This is a genomic window from Alteromonas sp. AMM-1 (assembly GCF_047290655.1).
Classification (GTDB): Bacteria; Pseudomonadota; Gammaproteobacteria; order Enterobacterales; family Alteromonadaceae; genus Alteromonas; species Alteromonas mangrovi.
This window is the reverse complement of the sequence record NZ_JBLBUE010000013.1, coordinates 19,521-39,892: the sequence shown is the minus strand read 5'-3', so window position 1 is coordinate 39,892 and position 20,372 is coordinate 19,521. Positions and strand designations below refer to the sequence as shown.

Below are 20,372 nucleotides of genomic sequence, written 5' to 3'. Positions count from 1 at the left end.
ATATGAATTTTATGATTAAATTATTTAAAAAAAACCAACTTCTTAAAAAGTGATAAAAATCCTGACAGATCGTACCACTTGTTTTTAAGCGCCCGCTATGGTCATTTTATCCAGTAACACAGACCCCGTGCTTACGCTGCCACGAGCGTCCTGCTGCGCACCAATTGCAACGATGTTGGCAAACATGTCCTGCAACGTGCCGGCAATGGTTATTTCGTGAACCGGATACTGAACAATACCGTTTTCTACCCAAAACCCAGCGGCACCTCGCGAATAATCGCCGGTAACGATATTCACACCCTGTCCCATGAGTTCAGTAACCCATAAACCTGTACCCATGGTTTTGAGCAGTTCGGCATCGCTTTGCCCCGTATGGTTCACAATCAGGTTGTGAATACCACCCGCGTGGCCGTTAGTGACTGTATTGAGCTTTCGGGCCGAATAACTGGTATACAGATAGGTTGAGAGCAAGCCGTCCTCAACAATCGTCATGTCGCGGGTTGCCACACCTTCACTGTCGAAGTTACTGCTTGCCAGCGCACCTTTCAAATGTGGTCGCTCAATGATATTAAGCCAGGATGGGAAAACCTGAGTACCCAGCTTGTCCAACAGGAACGACGAGCGACGATAAAGTGACCCACCGCTGATGGCGCCAATGTAATGCCCAAATAGTCCTGCCGCAATTTGCTTGTCGATCAGTACCGGCACCGTTGCGGTTTTGATTTTTCGTGCACCTAAGCGATCTACCGTTGCTTTTGCCGCTTCCTTGCCTACCTGTTGAGGGCTGTCCAGTAAGCTGGCATTGCGATTAACGGTATAGGCGTAGTCGCGCTGCATATCTTCGCCCTGACTGCCAATTACCATACAGCTAAGGCTATAGCGACTGCTGGTGTATCCCGCATTGATCCCATGCGTGTTGCCATACACCCGTAGTCCAATGTTGGCGTTGTAACTGGCACCATCGGTATTGGTTATCCGCTCATCGTAATCCAGCGCAGCGCTTTCCGCAGCAATGGCGGTTTGAATGGCCTTTTCGGGGTCCAGCGGAATCGGATGATATAATTCTAAATCCGGAAACTCAGTAGCCATCAACTCTGCGTCGGCAAGGCCGGTACAAGGGTCTTCACTGGTGTAACGGGCGATATCCACAGCCTTTTCAACGGCCAGTGTCAATGCTGACATACTGAGATCGGCTGTAGACGCACTGCCCTTGTGCTTACCCACGTACACGCTGATGCCCAGTCCGCCATCATTGGTAAATTCAATATTTTCAACTTCACGCATACGGGAGGATACGGAGATCCCTTCCACTTTCGACATGCTGGCTTCAGCCTGCGTTGCCCCTTTTTTCAGTGCCAGACTCAGTACATCGGCAACTTTAGATTGAATTTCTGCGAGTTGTTGTTCGATTTGCATAGAAGTTTCGCTATAAATGTCCATTGTTCATGGGCTACAATTTACTATTATTCAGTTTAACACGAGAGTCCCATGACCGACCCGAGTCAATACGATGACGAAAACCAGGTTAGCAACGACGACTATCCCGGTTTTGATGAGCCCGTCAGTAAATCCGAACTCAAACGTCAGTCTGCCCAACAACAGCGAGTTGGTGAACAGCTGGTTAATTTGTCTGACGCACACTTAAAAACCATCCCGCTCGATGACGAGTTGGGTGATGCCGTCGCTTTGGCCCGCCGGATAAACCGCAAAAAAGATGGTTATCGCCGTCAGTTGCAGTTTATTGGAAAGCTAATGCGCAGCCGCGATCTGGAGCCGATAGAAATAGCACTGGCTAAACTTCAACACCAGCACAATGAACACAATGCGCTGCTCCATAAACTGGAAAAAGCACGCGATGCTATTGCCAGTCAGGGCGACGATGCCATTGAGCCGTTACTGATCGAATTTCCGCAGCTTGAGCGTCAGCAACTGCGTCATTTCCATCGGGCTATCGTTAAAGAGCGCAGTAACAATAAGCCGCCCAAAGCGTACCGCGAGTTATTCCAGTACCTGAAAGGCCTTATTGTTGACTAAGCCTGTTATCAGGCTTAGCCGGGCGGTTGCGTTAAGACGTACCGCCTACTGTTAGTTCATCAATTTTAAGGGTTGGTTGACCAACGCCAACTGGCACACTCTGCCCATCCTTACCGCAGACGCCAACACCGCGATCCAGAGCCAGGTCGTTACCTATCATCGAGATTTTCTGCATCACTTCTGGCCCATTGCCAATCAGCGTAGCCCCTTTGATAGGCGCGGTGATTTTACCGTTCTCAATCAAATACGCTTCGGCACTGGAGAACACAAATTTTCCTGAAGTAATATCTACCTGACCGCCAGCGAAATTAGGCGCGTAAATGCCTTTATCAATGGTGGCAATGATCTCTTCAGGGCTGTACTGCCCGCCCAGCATGTAAGTATTTGTCATACGGGGCATTGGCAAATGGGCATAGGATTCGCGACGACCATTACCGGTAGGCTTCACGCCCATCAGACGCGCATTCATTTTGTCCTGCATGTAGCCAGTTAGAATGCCATCTTCAATGAGTACATTGTGCGCCGTAGGAGTCCCTTCGTCATCAACCGTTAATGAGCCACGGCGATTGTCCAGCGTGCCATCATCCACTACGGTCACCCCCTTAGCTGCAACTCGCTTGCCCATACGGCCACTGAATGTAGATGCGCCCTTGCGGTTGAAATCACCTTCCAGACCATGTCCTACCGCTTCGTGTAACAACACACCAGGCCAACCACTGCCCAATACAACTGGCATAAGGCCAGCAGGAGAGGCAACAGCTTCCATGTTCACTCTGGCCATGTGTAATGCTTCATCGGCCAGCTTTTCATAATAAGGTTTACCGTCGTCCTGTTGTGTGAAGAACGAATAAGCATGACGTCCACCCGCTCCGGCACTGCCACGTTCACGACGATCACCATTCTCCAGCAGAACAGAACAATTCAGGCGTACTAATGGCCGAATATCGGTAGCAAATGTGCCATCGCTGCCTGCTACCAGAATTTCTTCATACACACCACTTAACGACACCACAACCTGATTGATATGGGGATCCTGTTGGCGGATGTAAGCATCCACTGCTTTTAATAAGGCAATTTTCTCGGCTTCTGCCATTGCCTGAATGGGATTGTCACTGGCATAACGCGATACGGTTGTTACATCGCTCAGCGATGCTACTTTTAGCGTACCGCCATGAGGTGCAATACTGCGCGCAGCGCCACAGGCTTTAAGGATAGCTTCCTGACTAATTTCGTCTGAGTAAGCAAAACCGGTTTTTTCGCCACTGATGGCCCGAACACCCACTCCGCGTTCTACGTTAAAACTGCCTTCTTTAATGATGCCGTCTTCCATTACCCAGCTTTCGTGCAAACTGGACTGGAAATACAAATCGGCATAGTCGGTTTGATGCGTATAAATAGACGCCAGCGCTGATTCCAGGCTTTGTCGGGAAAGCCCCGAATCTCCGAGTAAATGCGTTTCAACTTGATTTGTCAAAATGACTCCTGAATCGATTGTGTAGTGACAGTGGCATCGACTGACGATATGTGTCGAGTTCGGCCAGGTTCACGGATTGCTGAACTACTCCTGGCATTGTAGCACGTTGTGCCAGTTGCTCGCCCCATGGCGATAAAATAACACTGTGTCCGAAAGTTTCACGCCCATTCTGGTGCACGCCGGTTTGGTTTACTGCTACCACAAAGCATTGTTTTTCCACCGCTCGGGCTTTCAATAACGTATGCCAGTGTGCCGCGCCGGTTACTTTAGTGAAGGCAGCAGGCAGTACCAGAATATCAATTTCGCCCATTGCATCGAATAATCCTGGAAAGCGCACGTCGTAACACACCGCCATACCAATGCGACCGATAGGCGTATCTGCCACCACCACCTGCGCTCCCGGTTGGGTATATTTCGACTCAAAATACGACCGGGTATTGTCGGCTACCGACACATCAAATAAGTGAATTTTCTGATAATGCGCAAGTTGCTCACCTTGCGGGCTTATCAACAAACTGGATGCGGTAAATTTGTCCGGATTGTTGCATTGCATTGGCAAGGTGCCACTCACCAGATAGCAGTTATGCTGACGGGACAGCACCTTTAATGCAGTTTGAATAGGCCCATTACCCTCAGGCTCTGCTACTGTGAGTAAATGACCATCACGGGTCCCAAAGCAGGCAAAGCATTCGGGTAACACCACCAGACTATTTGCAGGCAGGTTGGCGCTGGCGAGTTGAGTTGCTACTGTGTTTAAGTTTTCGGTGACATCCGGGCCGGATGTCATTTGCAGCGCAACAAGATTAACTGTCTGCGTCATTGGAGTCCTTGGGTACGATAACCGGTGAATCCGATTCCGTGGGCGTTGGAGCCTGATGTTCACCAGGCAACTGCTGTGCCGGCAACGCTATGTCTTTGCTATCGCGGCCCACTTCTTCCAGCACCGGCTCGTCAATTGTGCCAGTGATATGATAATTCACATTAGAGATCACTTTGGCTGAGGTCAATACCTGATCCAGCGCCAATGCGGCCAATGCCGTAGGCGGATTCACCATAAAGTACACTAAAAAGGGCAGATTGCCGGTTACATTGGGAGCAAAACTCACATTGTAATTCAGCGTTTGCTCAGCAAGATTAGTGTATCCGGTAATTTCAATTTCGCCGGCTCCGCCATCTACCAGCGTATCATTGGTGGTGGCTACACCATCCACGATCTGGAAGCTGCCCTGAATATCGTCGTAGAAGAAGCCTTTGGCAAATACATCGCGAAAATCCAGACTAAGCTTGCGTACCAACGAGTTCAGGCTGAACAAGGTGAAGATTCGCGAGCCCTTATCGCTGACCTGAGTTAAATAGCCATCGGTTAACTGGGTGTTAATGTTGCCATTCAGTGATGCCATTGAAAAATTGAAAGGCGAGTCCTGCCAGTCGAGCACAAAGGCTACCTCGGCGGCTGAATCTTTAATACCCGAATTGACCCCCAGCAAATTGAGAAACGCACCAACATCACGGCTGTTTACATTACCCTCTAAGCGGGTGCTTTCAGCATTGTCCTGTGTGAGCCACGCACCCGACATCTGAATTGCCCCATAGGTATTTTTGGCACTCAGTTGTTTAAAGCGCATGCCGTCGTCAACCCTGACTATTTCGACATCCACTTCCCCAAGATCCTTATCGAGTAACACACAGTTACCGCAATGAAAACGGATAGGCGGTAACTCTGCCGGTTTATACTGATATTTTACGGATTCACTGGCGTTGCTTTTCTTTTCATCCTTATCGCCTTCCTTTTCTTTCCATTCAGTAAGGTGAATGAAATCGGCTTTGATATCGATCCCCTGTTCCAGCCAAGCATCGTATAAACGCACTTCAGCCTTGGCCTGGGAAGATGATACATCCAGTAGCCAGTTATTATTCTGCTGCTTGGCGGTGATATCGACACCCGTGAGTATCTGATCAAATACCACCAGATTTTCCGCTTCTATGAAAATACGTTCAGGCACTGAGAAATAGGGTTTCCTGGCAGTTTCGCTATTACCTGTAGCGGGTGTAAATCCGCCCACCAGCAATTCTATGGCCTTATACCAGTCGGCCACATCCACTTTTGCTAAATCAGCTGAAATGCTAAAGCCCACCCCAAGCCCAACAAAATCGCTGTTACCCAATGCCAAATGGGCACGGGAAAATTGCTTTTCAACATGGGGAAGCACACCGTTAAAGCGCACCTCGCTACCCACATTAACACTGACATTAGTCGCCTGCTCATTACCTTCAGCAAGCACCATTAACGGCATCAGATCAGTAGACGCTTTATTAAAAGGCGCTGGCAGGCGTGATGCAACTCCATGCAGGTCACTATTGAGTGTTGCATGGTACTGAAAGCCGTTATTTGAGAGAGAGACAGATACATCAGTCTGCCAGTTGCTGCGCCCGCTAACGTAAGTATCAAAAGCAGGATTGAAGCGCGCCATCAGCGGCTGTGTTGCCCAGTTTCCCGTTAAATGAATATCCAGTAAGTATTCATCGCTTAACTGGCTGCCAGTGAGTTGTATTGCAACGGGTTGCTCGGTTAACTCAGCTGTTACGCCATTGAGCGTAATATTGGCATTGTCGAATACCACCTCACCTGACGTGTTGGTAAAGGCTAAATCAAGACTGGTCACCACTACCTGATTTTTATTCAGGGTAGCAATGCCTGAGGCTGATACCTGCTCGCCGCTCAGCGGAATATCCAGGTGCAATTTGGCATTCACCGAACCGCTCACCACTACGTCCTCAGCAAGCACCTTGCCCAGCGACTCTTTCATACTCGACGCCAGCATTAGCCCGGCCAAAGACTTACCTGTACCCGCGCCATTCGCATCAATTGAGAGAATTGATGACCCCGTTAATCGCGGAATTTTTGCTCGCAAATCGGTTAACTGAATAGCGCCAAGCTGACTGGCATCACTGCGCATGTACAGGGACTCGTTTTCAAATAGCAAATCCATATTGAGCTTTTTAAGCGCTGGCCATTGGTCGGAAAACGTAAATTCAGCGTCTTTAATGGCTACGCTTGCCTGAAAGATACCTTGATTTTGCGTGAAGGGAAACGCGTCTACTGCGCCATGCCAGATAACCGTCGCCTGATCTACTTCACCCGCGCCACTAAACGCACGGTTCAGATAGCTCACTGTGCCTTCGCCCATGTAGGCTGAAGGGAATAACTGCGGCACTTTGATTAACGGCATCTTGCTTACATTCAACGTGGTTGAAAGATGCTTGTTTGCGAACTGATAATGCAATGCCTGCGTAAAACTCACTAACTCGCCATCAACTGCCAAGCGGTCAATCCATAGTTGCCAGTTTTGGTTACTGTCGGCAAACACATAGGCTCTGCCCTTCACTCGGGCGAGGTCGATATCCTGAGGCAGCAAGTTGTTTACTGAAAAGGCCACGTCAGACGCATCAAGCTCAAGCACGCCGTGGTCCTGATACCAGTAAAACTCAGCATCCAGCGAATTCACGCCCGGTACATGACCACTTTGATGCCACTGCATATCAACTACTTTTGCTACCGCCGAAAACTGCTTGTCCTGCCATTGCAGTTGCAACGTTGCCAGTTCCGCTTCTGGCTGAAGCCGGTTAATCAGCTCACCGCCATCTTCACTTAAAAATAATGGAGTAAGCGACAGAAGCGGCGATAGCGTGAGTGGTTTTACGGTATTGAATAGCGCATTGCCGTTGTTGTCGGCACGGCCCACTAAATCGGTAACTAAAGTGTGTTTGCCCGATTGCAGCACCAGTTGGTCAATGCGGATAGACCAACCATCGTTTGCCGGTATGGCTTGTATGCTGCCGCCACGAATATGGCTCTGCAGGGCTGAATCATCCGCAATACGCCAGGCGATATCACTCTCGTCGAAGTTAACCTGTACTGCCGTTACCTGACTTTCATTCAGCGAGGCCCAAAGTTCAAAATTGCCGCGACTTTCCTCAACCGGCGAACGGGTTGGCAGCAGGGCACTCACCCAGGGCGAAATATCAAGCGCTTCACCTTTTGCGTAGAGCGTACCTTGCAACGACGATTTATCGCCGAACAAGTCCAGAATAAAAGACGCAGAATTATTGGTCAGCTCCTGGACCCGAATTTCGCCGCGACCCTGGTGACGCTCGTCACGGTTTACCCACACCAATTCAGAGAGCTCAATAACCTGCTCATCGGTAGGCGTTACCAGTGTTACCTCGCCATGTTGCAATGAGAAACTCTGCAGTTGATCTAAAAACAAACTGCGTAATGCCTCAACAATAGGAAAATCATCGGCTTCACCAGACTCAATACGCTGAGTATCAATTTTGGCGGTCAACCCTACCAGGTCTAAGCGCTTGGAAGAGAGTTCCCGTTGCTGGATGGATTGCCAAAAATCCACTTCTACATAAACCTGTTGTAAACGCAGTTCAACAGGAGACAGGTCGTTTTGGGTAAATTCAACACCATTGAGCACAATGCTTGGCCCGGTACCTTGCCAGGCCGCAGATAAACTGTCGATGGTAAGATTTATGCCATACTGAGCGCTGAGGTAATCCTCGATAAGGTGTTTTTCTTCATCCAGATAAGGCAGGGTGTAGCGCAACACACTTAACAAAACGGCAAACAGCACCAGTACAATGGCGCTGAGTAGCCAAAGTTTCCTGACGAGATAGGCGGAAACAGACAGGAATCGGCTCACATCATTACCACATCGTACTTGTCCTGGTTGTACATTGTTTCAGCTTGTACTTTGATTTGTTTTGAAACAAACACTTCCAGTTCTGCCAGCATGTGAGATTCTTCACCCAGCAAATAATCCACAACCGTGGGCGACGCATAAACCACAAATTTGTCGGCATCATAAGCGCGGTTTACCCGCACGATTTCACGCATGATCTCAAAACAAATGGTTTCCAGCGTTTTCACCGAGCCACGCCCTTTGCACACCGGACACTCACCACACAAAATATGCTCAAGACTCTCACGGGTGCGCTTACGGGTCATTTCGACCAATCCCAGTGACGTAAACCCATGAATGTTTACTTTGGCCCGGTCTTTGGCCATGGCCCCTTCCAGACTGCTTAAGACCCGGCGCTTGTGGTCGTTATCGGTCATGTCGATAAAATCGATCAGGATCATGCCACCCAGATTGCGCAGTCTCAACTGACGTGCAATGGCCTGAGTAGCCTCGATATTGGTATTAAAAATGGTTTCTTCGAGATTGCGATGACCCACAAACGCACCGGTATTGATATCGATGGTCGTCATGGCCTCTGTTTGATCGATAATTAAATAGCCACCGGATTTCAGGTCGACCCTGCGCTCCAGGGCACGCTGAACTTCGTTTTCAACGTCGTATAAGTCAAATATCGGACGATCGCCAGGGTAATACTCCAGCTTGCGGTTCATTTCTGGCACGTATTCTTTGGTGAACTGAAACAGTTCCTGATACGACAGTTTGGAGTCAATGCGGATACGATCTAATTCGGTACCTACGAAGTCGCGCAGCACACGTCGTGCCAATGGCAGATCTTCGTACAACACATGAGATTTTCGACGTTTAAGGCGCTGCTGAATTTTGCTCCACAAACGGCGCAGGAAGTCCGCGTCAGCAGCCACTTCCGGATGACTCACGCCTTCTGCCGCGGTGCGCAGTATAAACCCGCCTTCCTCATCACAGAATTCCGATACCAGAGTCTTCAATCTGTCGCGCTCGGCTTCGTCTTCAATGCGTTGCGACACCCCTACATGGGTAACGCTGGGCATAAATACCAGATAACGGGAGGGAATGGTGATATCGGTAGTGAGTCTGGCACCTTTGGTACCAATAGGATCTTTTACTACCTGTACCACAATATCCTGACCGTCACGGACGAGTTCGCGAATATCGTGCTTTTCCAGATGGCTGGTTGACACTTCACCAACCACTTCATTGTGAATAACAATATCAGAGGCATGCAAAAAGGCGGCTTTTTCCAGTCCTATGTCGACAAATGCTGCCTGCATACCGGGCAATACCCTACTGACTTTGCCACGATAGATATTGCCAACCAGACCGCGTTTGGTATGCCGTTCTACATGGATTTCCTGCAGAATGCCGTTTTCAATTAGCGCCACCCGTGACTCCGACGGCGTAACGTTAATTAATAATTCTGCACTCATGACATAACCTCAAATTCTTTGAGCAATTGTGCGGTTTCAAACAAAGGCAACCCCACTACCGCACTGTAACTTCCGTTGATCGACTTAACAAACTGCCCGCCAATGCCTTGAATACCATAAGCGCCGGCTTTATCGGCGGGTTCACCCGTTGCCCAGTATTCGATGATTTGCGAGTTGCTTAACGGTCCAAATTCAACCTGAGTAACCACACAAATAGTTTTTTGCCTGGTGGCATCCCTTACGCTTACCGATGTCATCACGTCGTGCCGACGACCACTCAGGGATTGTAGCATCGCAATGGCGTGTTCAGCGTTTAGCGGCTTTCCCAAAGCCTTGTTGTCGAGTACCACCATGGTATCGGATGCCAAAACAACCTGTGCGTTGCGTTCAGATTGTTGCCAAGCGGTATTGGCTTTCTCTGCGGCAAGGCGCAGCACCTGTGCTTTGGGCGACTCGTTGGTTAATGCCGACTCGTCCAGATCCACGCCAGCTTGTGTAAATTTGACCCCAATCTGGCCTAATAGTTCGGCGCGGCGCGGTGAAGCCGACGCCAACAACAGCGTTTTTGCTTGCATCAGGCTATCCTTAGGCAATTCTTAACTGACGTCTTATTTTTCGCAACAGCCAGAACATCCAGGGCCACAAAGCCATGGATGTCACTACTGGCCATAATTCCTCAAAACGGAATGTCACATCGGTGAGTAACCGCAGTAGCCAGAATAGCAATGAATGATAAAGGCCACTTACCACTCCAATAATCACGGCCTGCTGCCATACCGAGTAATTTCTCAGGCGCTGGTAGTTTGCTGCCAGTACGTAAATCGATACACTCAGGGCGAAACTGTGCACGCCCAGTGCGGTGCCAAGCAAAATATCCATTGCCAAACCGCTGATAAATGCCACACCAACGTTTGCCCGGTGTGGTAGCGCCATAACCCAGTAAGCCAATACAATTAACACCCAATCAGGTCGATACATATCTACCTGAATGGGCACCGGTATTATTTGGCATACCATGGCAATGATTATGCTGATGGCAATAGTGTAGTGACGAACCTTAATCATCGGCACCCTCAACGTCATCTGTTTCCGGAGCAGCGTCACCATCTACTGGCCACAGCAGCAGCAAATATTTGAGGCGATTGAGGCGCGCTAGAGGCAGTACAGTTACCTGTGCAAACGGGCGGGATTCGTCGCGTACCACTTCGGTTACTTCGGCAACCGGATAGCCTTCCGGGAATACATCGCCTAATCCAGACGAAACTAACACATCGCCTACTTCGACATCAGTGCTGTGGGAGACATGCTCTAAAAACAATTCGTCGATAACGCCCCCGCCGCTGGCAATAAAGCGTGCATTATTGCGAACCGAGCGCACCGGAATGGAGTGGGTAACGTCGCTGATCAGTAAAACCCGGCTGTTAGTGGAACCTACTTCCATTACCTGGCCTACGATACCGCGTTCATCCAGGATAGCCTGGCCCAAAAAAACACCGTCGATTGCGCCTTTGTTGATAACAATCTGCTGACTGTAAGGGGTATTGTCTACCGCCATTAATTCAGCCACCATTTTGCGCATATCCTGTCTTATCGGCGCGTCCAGCAGCCTGCGAAGCTGTGCATTTTCACGTTCAAGACCTTCGAATCGCTGCAATTTTTCGCTCATCAATAGCAGTTTATTAGTGAGTTGCTCGTTTTCAGCTATGAGTGCTTGTCGGGAGGTGAATCGCTGGGCACTGACTTCCAGAAACTGTCCGGGCAAATTGGCCAGATACTGAATTGGACTCATCAGTGAATTCAGGAATACCCGCGATGAAGAAAAAGCATCGAGCTTAAAATCCAGGAACATCAAAGCCACCGACATGGTTAACGCCAATGCCAGCCGGTTATTCAGTGAGGGGCCGCGGGTAAAAATGGTATCCATAAAACAGCAAGGCAACCTGAGGAGGTTGCCTTGTTCGTTTATTCGTAACTAAACAAGTCGCCACCGTGCATATCGATCATGTCGAAGGCTTTACCTCCTCCACGCGCCACACAGGTTAACGGATCGTCGGCAATGACCACCGGAATACCGGTTTCTTCCATTAGCAAGCGGTCGAGGTCTTTAAGCAGTGCACCACCGCCGGTTAACACCATACCACGCTCAGAAATGTCCGATGCAAGTTCAGGCGGAGATTGTTCCAGCGCTACCATGACGGCAGACACAATACCGGTTAATGGCTCTTGCAGCGCTTCCAGAATTTCGTTGGAGTTAAGAATAAAGCCACGCGGTACACCTTCAGCCAGGTTGCGGCCACGCACTTCAATTTCGCGAACTTCTTCACCTGGGTACGCCGCACCGATTTCGTGCTTAATGCGTTCTGCTGTGGCTTCACCAATCAGTGAACCAAAGTTGCGGCGAATATAGTTGATGATGGCTTCGTCGAACTTGTCACCACCAATGCGCACTGACGATGAGTACACCACGCCGTTCAACGAGATAATGGCAACTTCGGTAGTACCACCACCGATATCCACAACCATTGAACCGGTTGCTTCTGATACAGGTAGACCCGCACCAATTGCAGCCGCCATAGGTTCGTCAATCAGGTACACTTCGCGTGCACCAGCGCCCAGCGCCGACTCTTTAATTGCCCGTCGCTCTACCTGTGTAGAACCGCAAGGTACGCACACCAGTACCCGGGGGCTGGGGCGTAAAAAGTTATTGTCGTGAACTTGCTTGATAAAATGCTGTAACATTTTTTCGGTAACGTAGAAGTCGGCAATCACACCGTCTTTCATTGGGCGGATAGCCCGGATGTTACCTGGTGTTCGTCCAAGCATGCGCTTTGCTTCCGCACCTACGGCTGCGACACTTTTAGGTCCGCCGGCTCGCTCCTGGCGAATGGCAACAACGGAAGGTTCGTTTAATACTATCCCCTGATCTTTAACGTAGATCAGCGTATTCGCTGTTCCGAGGTCGATGGACAGATCGTTAGAGAACATGCCTCGAAGCTTCTTAAACATGTAGTGGTATTTCCTGTAATATACGTCTGAATTAACACCGTAAGGTGTGGGAAGACAGCGCTCAGACGCAAACTGATAACGTTGCGCACACTTTAACAATGGGGGCTATTTTGAGCAAGTAAACTGCCCCCATTAAAGAAAAAATATCTCAGTTAAAAGCCTTCGCGCATGTGGATAGTGCGGTCATTGCCCCGATAAATGCCAAAGAAGAGATCGGCAGCGGGGCTGTCATCGGCATCAATATCACCGTCACCGTCCCAGTCTATGTTCAGATGATTAGCCCAGTTGGCACCGGGTGCAGACGGATCCAGCCGGATGCGTACAGCGCCCCTCACCCCAACCCCGTTAGAAAGCGGCGGCCCCACGGCTATCACACCGTTGCCACTTTCACCATTGGTTAGCGTACCGCTACCGGCTATGCCGGATAAGAGCCCGGTTATATCCTGTTCATCCGCCCCCGTTGACGTATTTTCAAGTGTTAGCTGACCACTGCTTTGCGTAAAAGCTACCGCAGTGCAACTGTCCTGAGTGTTGAGTATCCAATTGCCATTATTGTAGTACTCAGCCACTACCGGCATGCGCAATGATGCCGACTCAGGCCCGTAGCTGTTATCGAGCCGCAATCTGCCGTATCGCATTTCACTGCCCTGCACTGACGCGAGCGTGAAGCTTTCGCAACCATTGGGATAACTGGTTTGATAACACACACCATCAGCATCAGTGAGCACACTGGCCCCTAACACGATATCAAGATCTGAGTTAAACGCTGAACCATACCCCGGCGCCGCAGTGGGTGTAGCAATTTTACTGTATGACAGACGGGTATCGTAGATAGTCATTACGCCATTGCCATCGTAATCCACATTCTCAGTGATGACCGGTTCAGTCCCGGCTGAAATCACAGACAAACTGCCGGTGTACCCAGTGTTATCGGTGACATACAGGTTACTGAGTGCCGCTGTTGAAGGCGACAATGCCCATTGCGAATCGGTGTAATTTGCGGTTACCTGCCCCCGTGCATTGTAGGCGGTTACCTGCACGGAAGGCTCGGCGCCTGCGGCAAAACCAAAAGACTGACCAAGATAGGTAAATGCAGCGCTACAAGCCGGTTCAAGTTGAGGCGTATTTGCGGCAGACACATCGAAGTACGCCGGAGTGTAACGTCCAAGGTTCACGCTATCGGCAGCAATCGTCTGCCCCAAATAACCTGCATCCTGTAGATCAAACTGGTAAGTACCCACTTCGCTTATATAAGCGTCATTGTATGTATAAACACCGTTTACGAAGGACGGCAAAGCAACCGTATTCCAGGTAGTTGCATCACTGCTGGCTACCGACTGATTTGCACTCACGTAGTACTGGCCTTCACTGGCTGATGCAGAAACTGGCAACAGTCGTATTACCGCCAGTTGTAAACTGCCCGGCGCATAGCCTGGCAAGGTACTACCATTGGCGCCCAGTGCTTTTATGCTCAGATTATGCCCCGCACCGGCCCGATTTACCGTAGCAGCATCAACCGTAGCCTGAAGCTGTGCTGGTACGCTATCAAACTGGCTGGTACCAGACGAAATCGTTGTACCACTAATGGTTGCGGTTGCCGACAGCGCAAGCCGCCCGGCATCGGCATAAGAGCGACCAGCCAGACTCGCTTCGCCGTTGTTGTTAAACGTCAGCGTTACGGCAGCACTGTTTTCCCCCAAACCATTGCCTGAGACGGGTATACCCGCGAATGGCACGCTACATTGATCCGGTGAATAACTGGCGGTGTTGTCAGACACACAATCATAACCCAGTGTTACCGATTGTTGTCCATTGAGTAACGCCTTACATACGCCCGCGTTATTTTGCACCGCTCTTAATCCTATTCTCCCTAAATCAGACTCGGCGATAAGGTCAGGCAACGCTGTCTGATAAGGATTCGCGGTATCATAGAATTCAAAGCCTGCATTAACAAAGTTAATCACACAATTGTTGGTACACTGAGTAGCATTTAACGGTGATGAAGCCTGATTGGCCGCGGTAACTGAAAGGGTATACGGTGCCTCAGTCGTTTCGGCCAGGGTTAGCGTAGTGGTACCAGTAAAAGTAACCGGATTAGACGCAGACCAGTTTCCGGATGGCAGATTAACGCTCACCGCTTCACTCACTAATTCTGAACAACTGGCGTTTGCACAGGCCTTGATTGTAACGCTTGCAGCGCTGCAGGTAAGTGATTGTGACGGATGCGTAATTTCATAATGATGTACCGCATAACATTGTTCCACATCGGCCATATCAGCGCGCATTTGTTCGCGTGACTGCTCGTAATCATACAGGCGGAAATCATCAAACTGACCGTTTGCGGAATTCGCAGTCATGTACCCCACAAAGTTGGATGACGAATTATCACCCACCTTCATGGTAGTAAGATTGCCCAGTGCCGGATTGGTCAGATTCCAGTTTCCGTACATAAAAACGCGACTGCCGTTCACATACAAATCAATGTCTTCGCCTGGCATATTCCAGGTTAACGCAATGTGTACCCACTCGTTGGCGGCATACCCCAATTGCTGGGTTCGCACATCCATGTTGTTACCGCTGGCATCTTCCATCCCGAAGCCCAATTCGCCGTTATTTGTGAGCGACATATAAAAGTAAAACTGCGATGAGGCATCGAACAACTGACGATTGCCACCACCAATCCACGGTTGATCGCTGCGATACCAGAAGGAGACTGTACCACGGTCACCCACCTGATTCAGATCCAGGTTGGTATTCACCGCCGCCTGATAAGTGTTGTAGTTCTCTGGTACATCGAGCGCCCGGCAGGAAATATCATTGCTGGGGGAAACCGGCTGCACATTCCCCATTGGGGTTCCATTATTCAAGTTAGCTGAAGAGTCCAGTACAGTGGAAATGGCAGGCCAGGTTAACTCCTCAAATTTATAGTGAAGGCGCGGTCCCGCTCCGTTACAGGTAGTACACGCGTAGTCGGAGGCGGTAAACAGTGCTTGCACATCGGCAGTAGTGAGTTCACCAGAATACAGTCTCACATCGTCGATTTCTCCACGCAGGAAATGATGAAGCTCCCAGGGTTGCGACTGATAGTTTCCGGAGTTAGTTGCACTGGCCCCTAAAATAATAGGCTCCTGATTTTGCTGCCAGCTGAATCCACTCTGAAAATACCCCCCAAGATAAACGCCGTTTAGGTGCACTTTCATACCGCCCGGCCCCCAACTGTAAGCCAGGTGATACCACTGCTCGCGCTCTTCGATCACGCTGCCAGTATAAATATCAAAGGACTGGGATTGGGTTTCCTGATGGAAAATGAGTTTACCGTCCTGGTCGACATACAATGTAAACTGACCACCATAGTCCAGACCGCTGGAATCCTTAGAAAAAATCCCCTGAAGACTATTTCCATACTGGTCGCGATTGTGGTCCAGGTCTGCGACTTTAAACCACATGGTTAACGTACCAGACGACAACTGCATGGCGGAGCCATGAGCAATGTTAGCGTGTTGCGCACTGCCATCGAACCCAGACGCCTGACAGAAGCGACCATTCGGTATCGCTGATGCCCCATTTACTGCCCTGCCGTTATAACCCCTTACCACATCCACAATTTCATTGGCAGCACCGGTTAAACTGCACACATCCATTTTCCAGTGAGAAATCAGGGTTGCGTTGGAGCCGCAGGTAATACAGGTTTCTTCGGCCTGGGCATTGAGTAGTGCAATTTGTTCGGCACTGAGTTGCTGGCGAAACAACCGAATGTCGTCGATACGACCCTGGTAAAAATCCCCCAGATCATTATAGGCACTGTCCTGTGGGTTATGCCGGTTTGCATTCGCGGCTACCAGTAACGGCTTAGTATTGCTTTGCCAGCCAGAGGTATAGTTAGCGTTAGTGCCAACGAGCACGTTATCAACATACACCTGCATGCCCAACGAGCCAAAGGTATACACTACATGGTGCCATTGCCCTTCTACAATCACAGGCGAAGTGTTTAGTTGATAGGTAGTTGAGGCAGACTGCTGATTCACTTTAATCGCACCAGTGCTGGTTACCCACATTGAAAAATGCCCACCATTGCCCAACCCGCTTTCGTCCTTTGACAGCAGAGCCATACCCCCTTCCTGAGGTACATTAAAATATGCCAGGTTATTGGTGTTCATCCAGAAGGATACCGAGCCCTGCGCTACGGTATAGGCGCTGCTATGAGGCAGATTAAGATAATCTTTATCTCCGCGGAAATACGCTGCCTGACAGTACTGACCATTGCTGTCGATACTGGGCGAATTAACCGAGCGACCGTTGTTACCCGCGATACTATCAACCACTTCTCCGCTGGCGCCGGTAAGTGCACAAGTATTTAAGCTCCAGTGTGCAATAGGCGCAGGTACAGTGGCCGGTTGCGTGCATAGCCCGTCAACATTCAGCGAGGTTAATGCAGTCTGGTCGTATGTAACCCTGGTGCGGTCATGCAAAATAATCTGCTGAGCATTAGTAGCCCCCACATGAGTAATGTCGGTGTTGTAAGTGACGCTGCTCGCGCTGTAAATGAATCCCTTAACCTGAGAGTACTGCCCAATACTTACATAGCCTTCCGACAGAATCAGCAATTGAGAAGGCTGACCATTGACATTAATGGCATTGTTAATATTGGTAGACATTGCCCGTGTGTAAATCACAACACTGGCATTCGATGCCAGCACTATTTTGGCGTTTTGCCCCAGGGTAAGTTGTTCTATCCAATACACACCCGAACTTAACGTTAGCGTGGCATTAAAATTGACATTCAGCGTTTTAATGATAAACGGTTGCGCAGCAACATTGGTAGCAAGGCTCCCGCCATTCCCCACTGTTACGGTGCGGTATTGCCCTGCCTGCAGCGTACCGCTGGAGTAGTCGTTTACCCGCACATCCGTTGCACTCGAGGAATACTGATAAGACGGTAAAGAAATACCACCACTGGGGCTCCCCGTAATCAGACAAGCGGCGGTATCGCAACTTACTCCTCCGCTGTTGTCGAGCATAGTGGCTACATTGAGCAAACCGTCACTGCCAATCAATTTGGCTTGTGGCTGAAACTGAATGTAACCTGAAGTTGAATGCGAAGAAGCCGGATCCGGGAACACCGACTGACAGGTTGCGGAATACGCCCCAACAGAAAAGGCCGACACCCCAACCAATGCCAAAAGCTGTTTACACCACTGCTTCAACGTTTATGCCCTCACACCCATATTCAGTTATTGTAGTTCAACGTATAGCACTACGGCGAATGCCGCATTACTGTTCTTCAAATGCGTCCATTTCCAGCGTACGACTCACCCAGATATCACCCGCCTGACACACCCCGGTACTCGCGAAACGGTAATAGTTATACTGCTGACTTTGTTTGGTGATGGCTGTCGTTGTACAGGTTGCCTGATACAGGCAATTCTCTAAACCGTCACCCTGACCCAGTGCAGTACTGCTGGTGAACGTGGTATTGCATGCGGCTACCGGCGAATTTAAGGGGAATGCACTGGCGGCAATACGCTGTAAGCCACTTTGCGCAGCAAATTTTGCCCGCGCGCCCAGTACTTCGTAGATCACCGATTGACTGGTACCCGACAATAAATTGATCATGGTAAGGCCCAAAAACGACAACACCACGATAACAAACAAGGTGATCACCAGCATACTGCCTTGCTGTTTAGGATTATGGCACATTGGCAACGTGTATCTCCTGTTGATAGGCTATCTGCTCGTCGTTATCCACAAAACGCAGACGCACTTCCACAATGGCATTACTCTGCAAGCTGGTTGACACTATCCGAAACGGATCATCCTCGGCTGGATTGCCGACCGGATTTGACGACAGACTATTGGCAACGTGCTCAGCCAGCACAGGCAATCCGGGAAACGCCCCTAATTGATTGGTGATAATGTCATTTTCGTAGCGGATAAGCTTATTTTGATACACGCAAAAACTCACGGCGCGATCCACCAGGTATACCCGGGACGCAGGTGAACTCTGCGCAAACTGACCGGTAACCGTAAGCTGTACTACATCATCGCTATCATCCAGCGTGTTGCAATTGCCATCGCCATCGTCACTGCAGGCTGTTACGTTTACTCGCTTACTTCGTGTAGCGTCGTAAACATCTTCACTGCGGGTAGGATACACAACAGCAAAATTATCGCCTGTTGGCAGGGAGTAAGGCACATCGTTGATATCGTGCAAGGCAACCACATCCATGGTCAGATTGCCCGGTGCGGGTAACCGGGTATACACAGTGGCCCAGTTTATGGGTACAAATTCCAGGCAATGGTAACTGGTATTGCCGGTAATACGTACGCTGTTAGGCACGGCGTTGGCTATTTCGCGCTTTAACCGTTCTATGGCAAAACGGCTTTCTGTTAATAGTTGTTCCCTGGTACTCACGTCGATATACGTTTGCATAGAACTGCGCACAAAGGCAGCAATGCCCGCGCTGGCTACCCCCAGGATAATCACCACGGTAATCAGCTCAATTAAGGTAAAACCTTTGCTATTTCGCATCAAAAATTCCACCGATAACTGGCAAAGGTTAACGGCTCACCGCCCGGTGTTATCACCGTGATCGTAATGCGTTTCACATTGCCCACCAGGGTACCCGTATCCGGCACACCATTCTGGTCGGCATCGTCGTCGTTAATACCGTCTTCGTTGCTGTCGTAATACACCGAAACCTGTGCGGTAAAGCCATTGTAGAGACTAACACCGTTATTCAGCATGGATTGGCCTTGCACATTAAGAATACTGGCGCCGGTTTGATTTAATCCGTGGTAATCATCGATGTCATCAAAACTGTTACGGGTTTCACCGCTATCCGGTCCCAAAGATCCCGACGCAGTGCAACTTTGCGCTTCGTTACATCGCGTGGCTCCGCCGGTGTGATCAGATTGCTCATCAAATGACTTGGCGTTGATCTCCGTTAACAACGACTGGGCTAATTCACTGGCGCGGATCTGCCAGATAGGCTCAATACTCAGACGCGACTGCGGCCCAATTACACCAATGATCACCAGCATGATTATGGAAAACACCACGATGCCAATGATCAGCTCAATCAATGTAAAGCCACGGGTGTAAGCACGGGAATTAGCACGCATGCACATATCCCTGACTTTCCACACATACCTGTACACTTGATTCCCCGGTCAGGGTAATCCGGCAGGGTCTGCCGGTATTGCAATTGGCTGCGCCGTTTAAAGGCCTGCCAAGTGCATCGAATGCTAAATACGAAAAATTGCTGTAATTGCCGTCTGCACTGCTGAGTACCACAGATTCCGCGGCCAATTCTGCTGCCTGAACAGCCAGATACCCGGGCGCACTGGTGCTAATTCCACTCGCGCAGGTAGCTGAACCGTTGCCGGGCGCATAATTTAACGAAGGAGGACCATAGGCGCTTGCCGTGCCGTAGGCCAGATTGATACGAAAACAAAACCCGCTGCGAGTGTCTTGCATCGCGCGGGTTTGCATGTTTCGCAGGGCAGTAATGAGTCTGTCCTGATAGGTGTATTCCACATAGCCCTTACGGGTTTGGAATCGCGTTGCGGCAACCACAGACAGCACACCTATCAGTATCACCACGGTAATTAGCTCAACTAAACTGAAACCAGTTTGCGAACAATTACCGCGACTTAACCTTATATCATGCTGCATCGACTGCCTGA

General features: G+C 49.8%; 15 protein-coding genes. 1 reads left to right on the top strand and 14 read right to left on the bottom strand.

Annotated features, from left to right (window positions below):
• Positions 1-84 precede the first annotated feature (84 nt).
• Positions 85-1,416, bottom strand: coding sequence for a metalloprotease PmbA (pmbA, locus tag ACLR2L_RS04660; RefSeq protein WP_140958799.1), 1,332 nt, complete (start codon positions 1,414-1,416; stop codon positions 85-87).
• 72 nt (positions 1,417-1,488) lie between these two features.
• Between pmbA and yjgA the strand changes: the two genes are divergently transcribed.
• The gene (gene yjgA / locus ACLR2L_RS04655; RefSeq protein ID WP_413366121.1) at positions 1,489-2,034 is read left to right on the top strand and encodes a ribosome biogenesis factor YjgA; all 546 of its coding nucleotides are present in this window, start codon (positions 1,489-1,491) and stop codon (positions 2,032-2,034) included.
• 31 nt (positions 2,035-2,065) lie between these two features.
• Here the strand turns inward: yjgA and tldD are convergent, their stop codons facing one another.
• From tldD to ACLR2L_RS04590, 13 genes are all read right to left on the bottom strand, one after another.
• Positions 2,066-3,508 (bottom strand): metalloprotease TldD, encoded by a 1,443-nt coding sequence (gene tldD / locus ACLR2L_RS04650; protein ID WP_413366119.1) that lies wholly within the window; start codon positions 3,506-3,508, stop codon positions 2,066-2,068.
• On the bottom strand, positions 3,492-4,328 hold the full coding sequence (locus ACLR2L_RS04645; RefSeq protein WP_413366117.1) for a carbon-nitrogen hydrolase family protein: 837 nt from the start codon (positions 4,326-4,328) through the stop codon (positions 3,492-3,494). The genes tldD and ACLR2L_RS04645 overlap by 17 nt, the downstream gene beginning before the upstream one ends.
• Positions 4,312-8,217 (bottom strand): YhdP family protein, encoded by a 3,906-nt coding sequence (locus tag ACLR2L_RS04640; protein WP_413366115.1) that lies wholly within the window; start codon positions 8,215-8,217, stop codon positions 4,312-4,314. Before ACLR2L_RS04640 ends, ACLR2L_RS04645 begins: the two co-directional genes overlap by 17 nt.
• The gene (gene rng, locus ACLR2L_RS04635) at positions 8,214-9,680 is read right to left on the bottom strand and encodes a ribonuclease G (RefSeq protein ID WP_140958791.1); all 1,467 of its coding nucleotides are present in this window, start codon (positions 9,678-9,680) and stop codon (positions 8,214-8,216) included. Before rng ends, ACLR2L_RS04640 begins: the two co-directional genes overlap by 4 nt.
• Positions 9,677-10,255, bottom strand: coding sequence for a Maf family protein (locus ACLR2L_RS04630; protein WP_140958789.1), 579 nt, complete (start codon positions 10,253-10,255; stop codon positions 9,677-9,679). The genes rng and ACLR2L_RS04630 overlap by 4 nt, the downstream gene beginning before the upstream one ends.
• 10 nt (positions 10,256-10,265) lie before the next feature.
• On the bottom strand, positions 10,266-10,745 hold the full coding sequence (mreD, locus tag ACLR2L_RS04625; protein ID WP_370298050.1) for a rod shape-determining protein MreD: 480 nt from the start codon (positions 10,743-10,745) through the stop codon (positions 10,266-10,268).
• Positions 10,738-11,604, bottom strand: a complete 867-nt coding sequence (mreC, locus tag ACLR2L_RS04620; protein ID WP_413366112.1) for a rod shape-determining protein MreC — start codon at positions 11,602-11,604, stop codon at positions 10,738-10,740. Before mreC ends, mreD begins: the two co-directional genes overlap by 8 nt.
• A 38-nt stretch (positions 11,605-11,642) precedes the next feature.
• Complete coding sequence (locus ACLR2L_RS04615; protein WP_140958785.1) at positions 11,643-12,686, bottom strand: rod shape-determining protein; 1,044 nt, start codon at positions 12,684-12,686, stop codon at positions 11,643-11,645.
• A 152-nt stretch (positions 12,687-12,838) separates the two neighbouring features.
• Entirely contained in the window at positions 12,839-17,890 is a 5,052-nt protein-coding gene (locus ACLR2L_RS04610) for a DUF6701 domain-containing protein (RefSeq protein WP_413366109.1), read from the bottom strand.
• Positions 17,891-17,957: 67 nt separating this feature from the next.
• Entirely contained in the window at positions 17,958-18,383 is a 426-nt protein-coding gene (locus ACLR2L_RS04605) for a type II secretory pathway protein (RefSeq protein ID WP_413366107.1), read from the bottom strand.
• Entirely contained in the window at positions 18,373-19,215 is an 843-nt protein-coding gene (locus ACLR2L_RS04600) for a PilW family protein (RefSeq protein WP_413366105.1), read from the bottom strand. Before ACLR2L_RS04600 ends, ACLR2L_RS04605 begins: the two co-directional genes overlap by 11 nt.
• A complete protein-coding gene (locus tag ACLR2L_RS04595; RefSeq protein ID WP_413366103.1) occupies positions 19,215-19,808 on the bottom strand; it encodes a type IV pilus modification PilV family protein in 594 nt (197 codons plus the stop codon). Before ACLR2L_RS04595 ends, ACLR2L_RS04600 begins: the two co-directional genes overlap by 1 nt.
• The gene (locus ACLR2L_RS04590; RefSeq protein ID WP_413366100.1) at positions 19,798-20,361 is read right to left on the bottom strand and encodes a type IV pilin protein; all 564 of its coding nucleotides are present in this window, start codon (positions 20,359-20,361) and stop codon (positions 19,798-19,800) included. The genes ACLR2L_RS04595 and ACLR2L_RS04590 overlap by 11 nt, the downstream gene beginning before the upstream one ends.
• Positions 20,362-20,372 lie beyond the last annotated feature (11 nt).

Coding starts and splice junctions, on each gene's coding strand:
- pmbA (WP_140958799.1), bottom strand. CDS start 1,416: ATGCAAATCGAACAACAACTCGCAGAAATTCAATCTAAAGTTGCCGAT.
- ACLR2L_RS04645 (WP_413366117.1), bottom strand. CDS start 4,328: ATGACGCAGACAGTTAATCTTGTTGCGCTGCAAATGACATCCGGCCCG.
- ACLR2L_RS04605 (WP_413366107.1), bottom strand. CDS start 18,383: ATGTGCCATAATCCTAAACAGCAAGGCAGTATGCTGGTGATCACCTTG.
- rng (WP_140958791.1), bottom strand. CDS start 9,680: ATGAGTGCAGAATTATTAATTAACGTTACGCCGTCGGAGTCACGGGTG.
- ACLR2L_RS04630 (WP_140958789.1), bottom strand. CDS start 10,255: ATGCAAGCAAAAACGCTGTTGTTGGCGTCGGCTTCACCGCGCCGCGCC.
- ACLR2L_RS04600 (WP_413366105.1), bottom strand. CDS start 19,215: ATGCGAAATAGCAAAGGTTTTACCTTAATTGAGCTGATTACCGTGGTG.
- mreC (WP_413366112.1), bottom strand. CDS start 11,604: ATGGATACCATTTTTACCCGCGGCCCCTCACTGAATAACCGGCTGGCA.
- ACLR2L_RS04595 (WP_413366103.1), bottom strand. CDS start 19,808: ATGCGTGCTAATTCCCGTGCTTACACCCGTGGCTTTACATTGATTGAG.
- yjgA (WP_413366121.1), top strand. CDS start 1,489: ATGACCGACCCGAGTCAATACGATGACGAAAACCAGGTTAGCAACGAC.
- ACLR2L_RS04615 (WP_140958785.1), bottom strand. CDS start 12,686: ATGTTTAAGAAGCTTCGAGGCATGTTCTCTAACGATCTGTCCATCGAC.
- mreD (WP_370298050.1), bottom strand. CDS start 10,745: ATGATTAAGGTTCGTCACTACACTATTGCCATCAGCATAATCATTGCC.
- ACLR2L_RS04590 (WP_413366100.1), bottom strand. CDS start 20,361: ATGCAGCATGATATAAGGTTAAGTCGCGGTAATTGTTCGCAAACTGGT.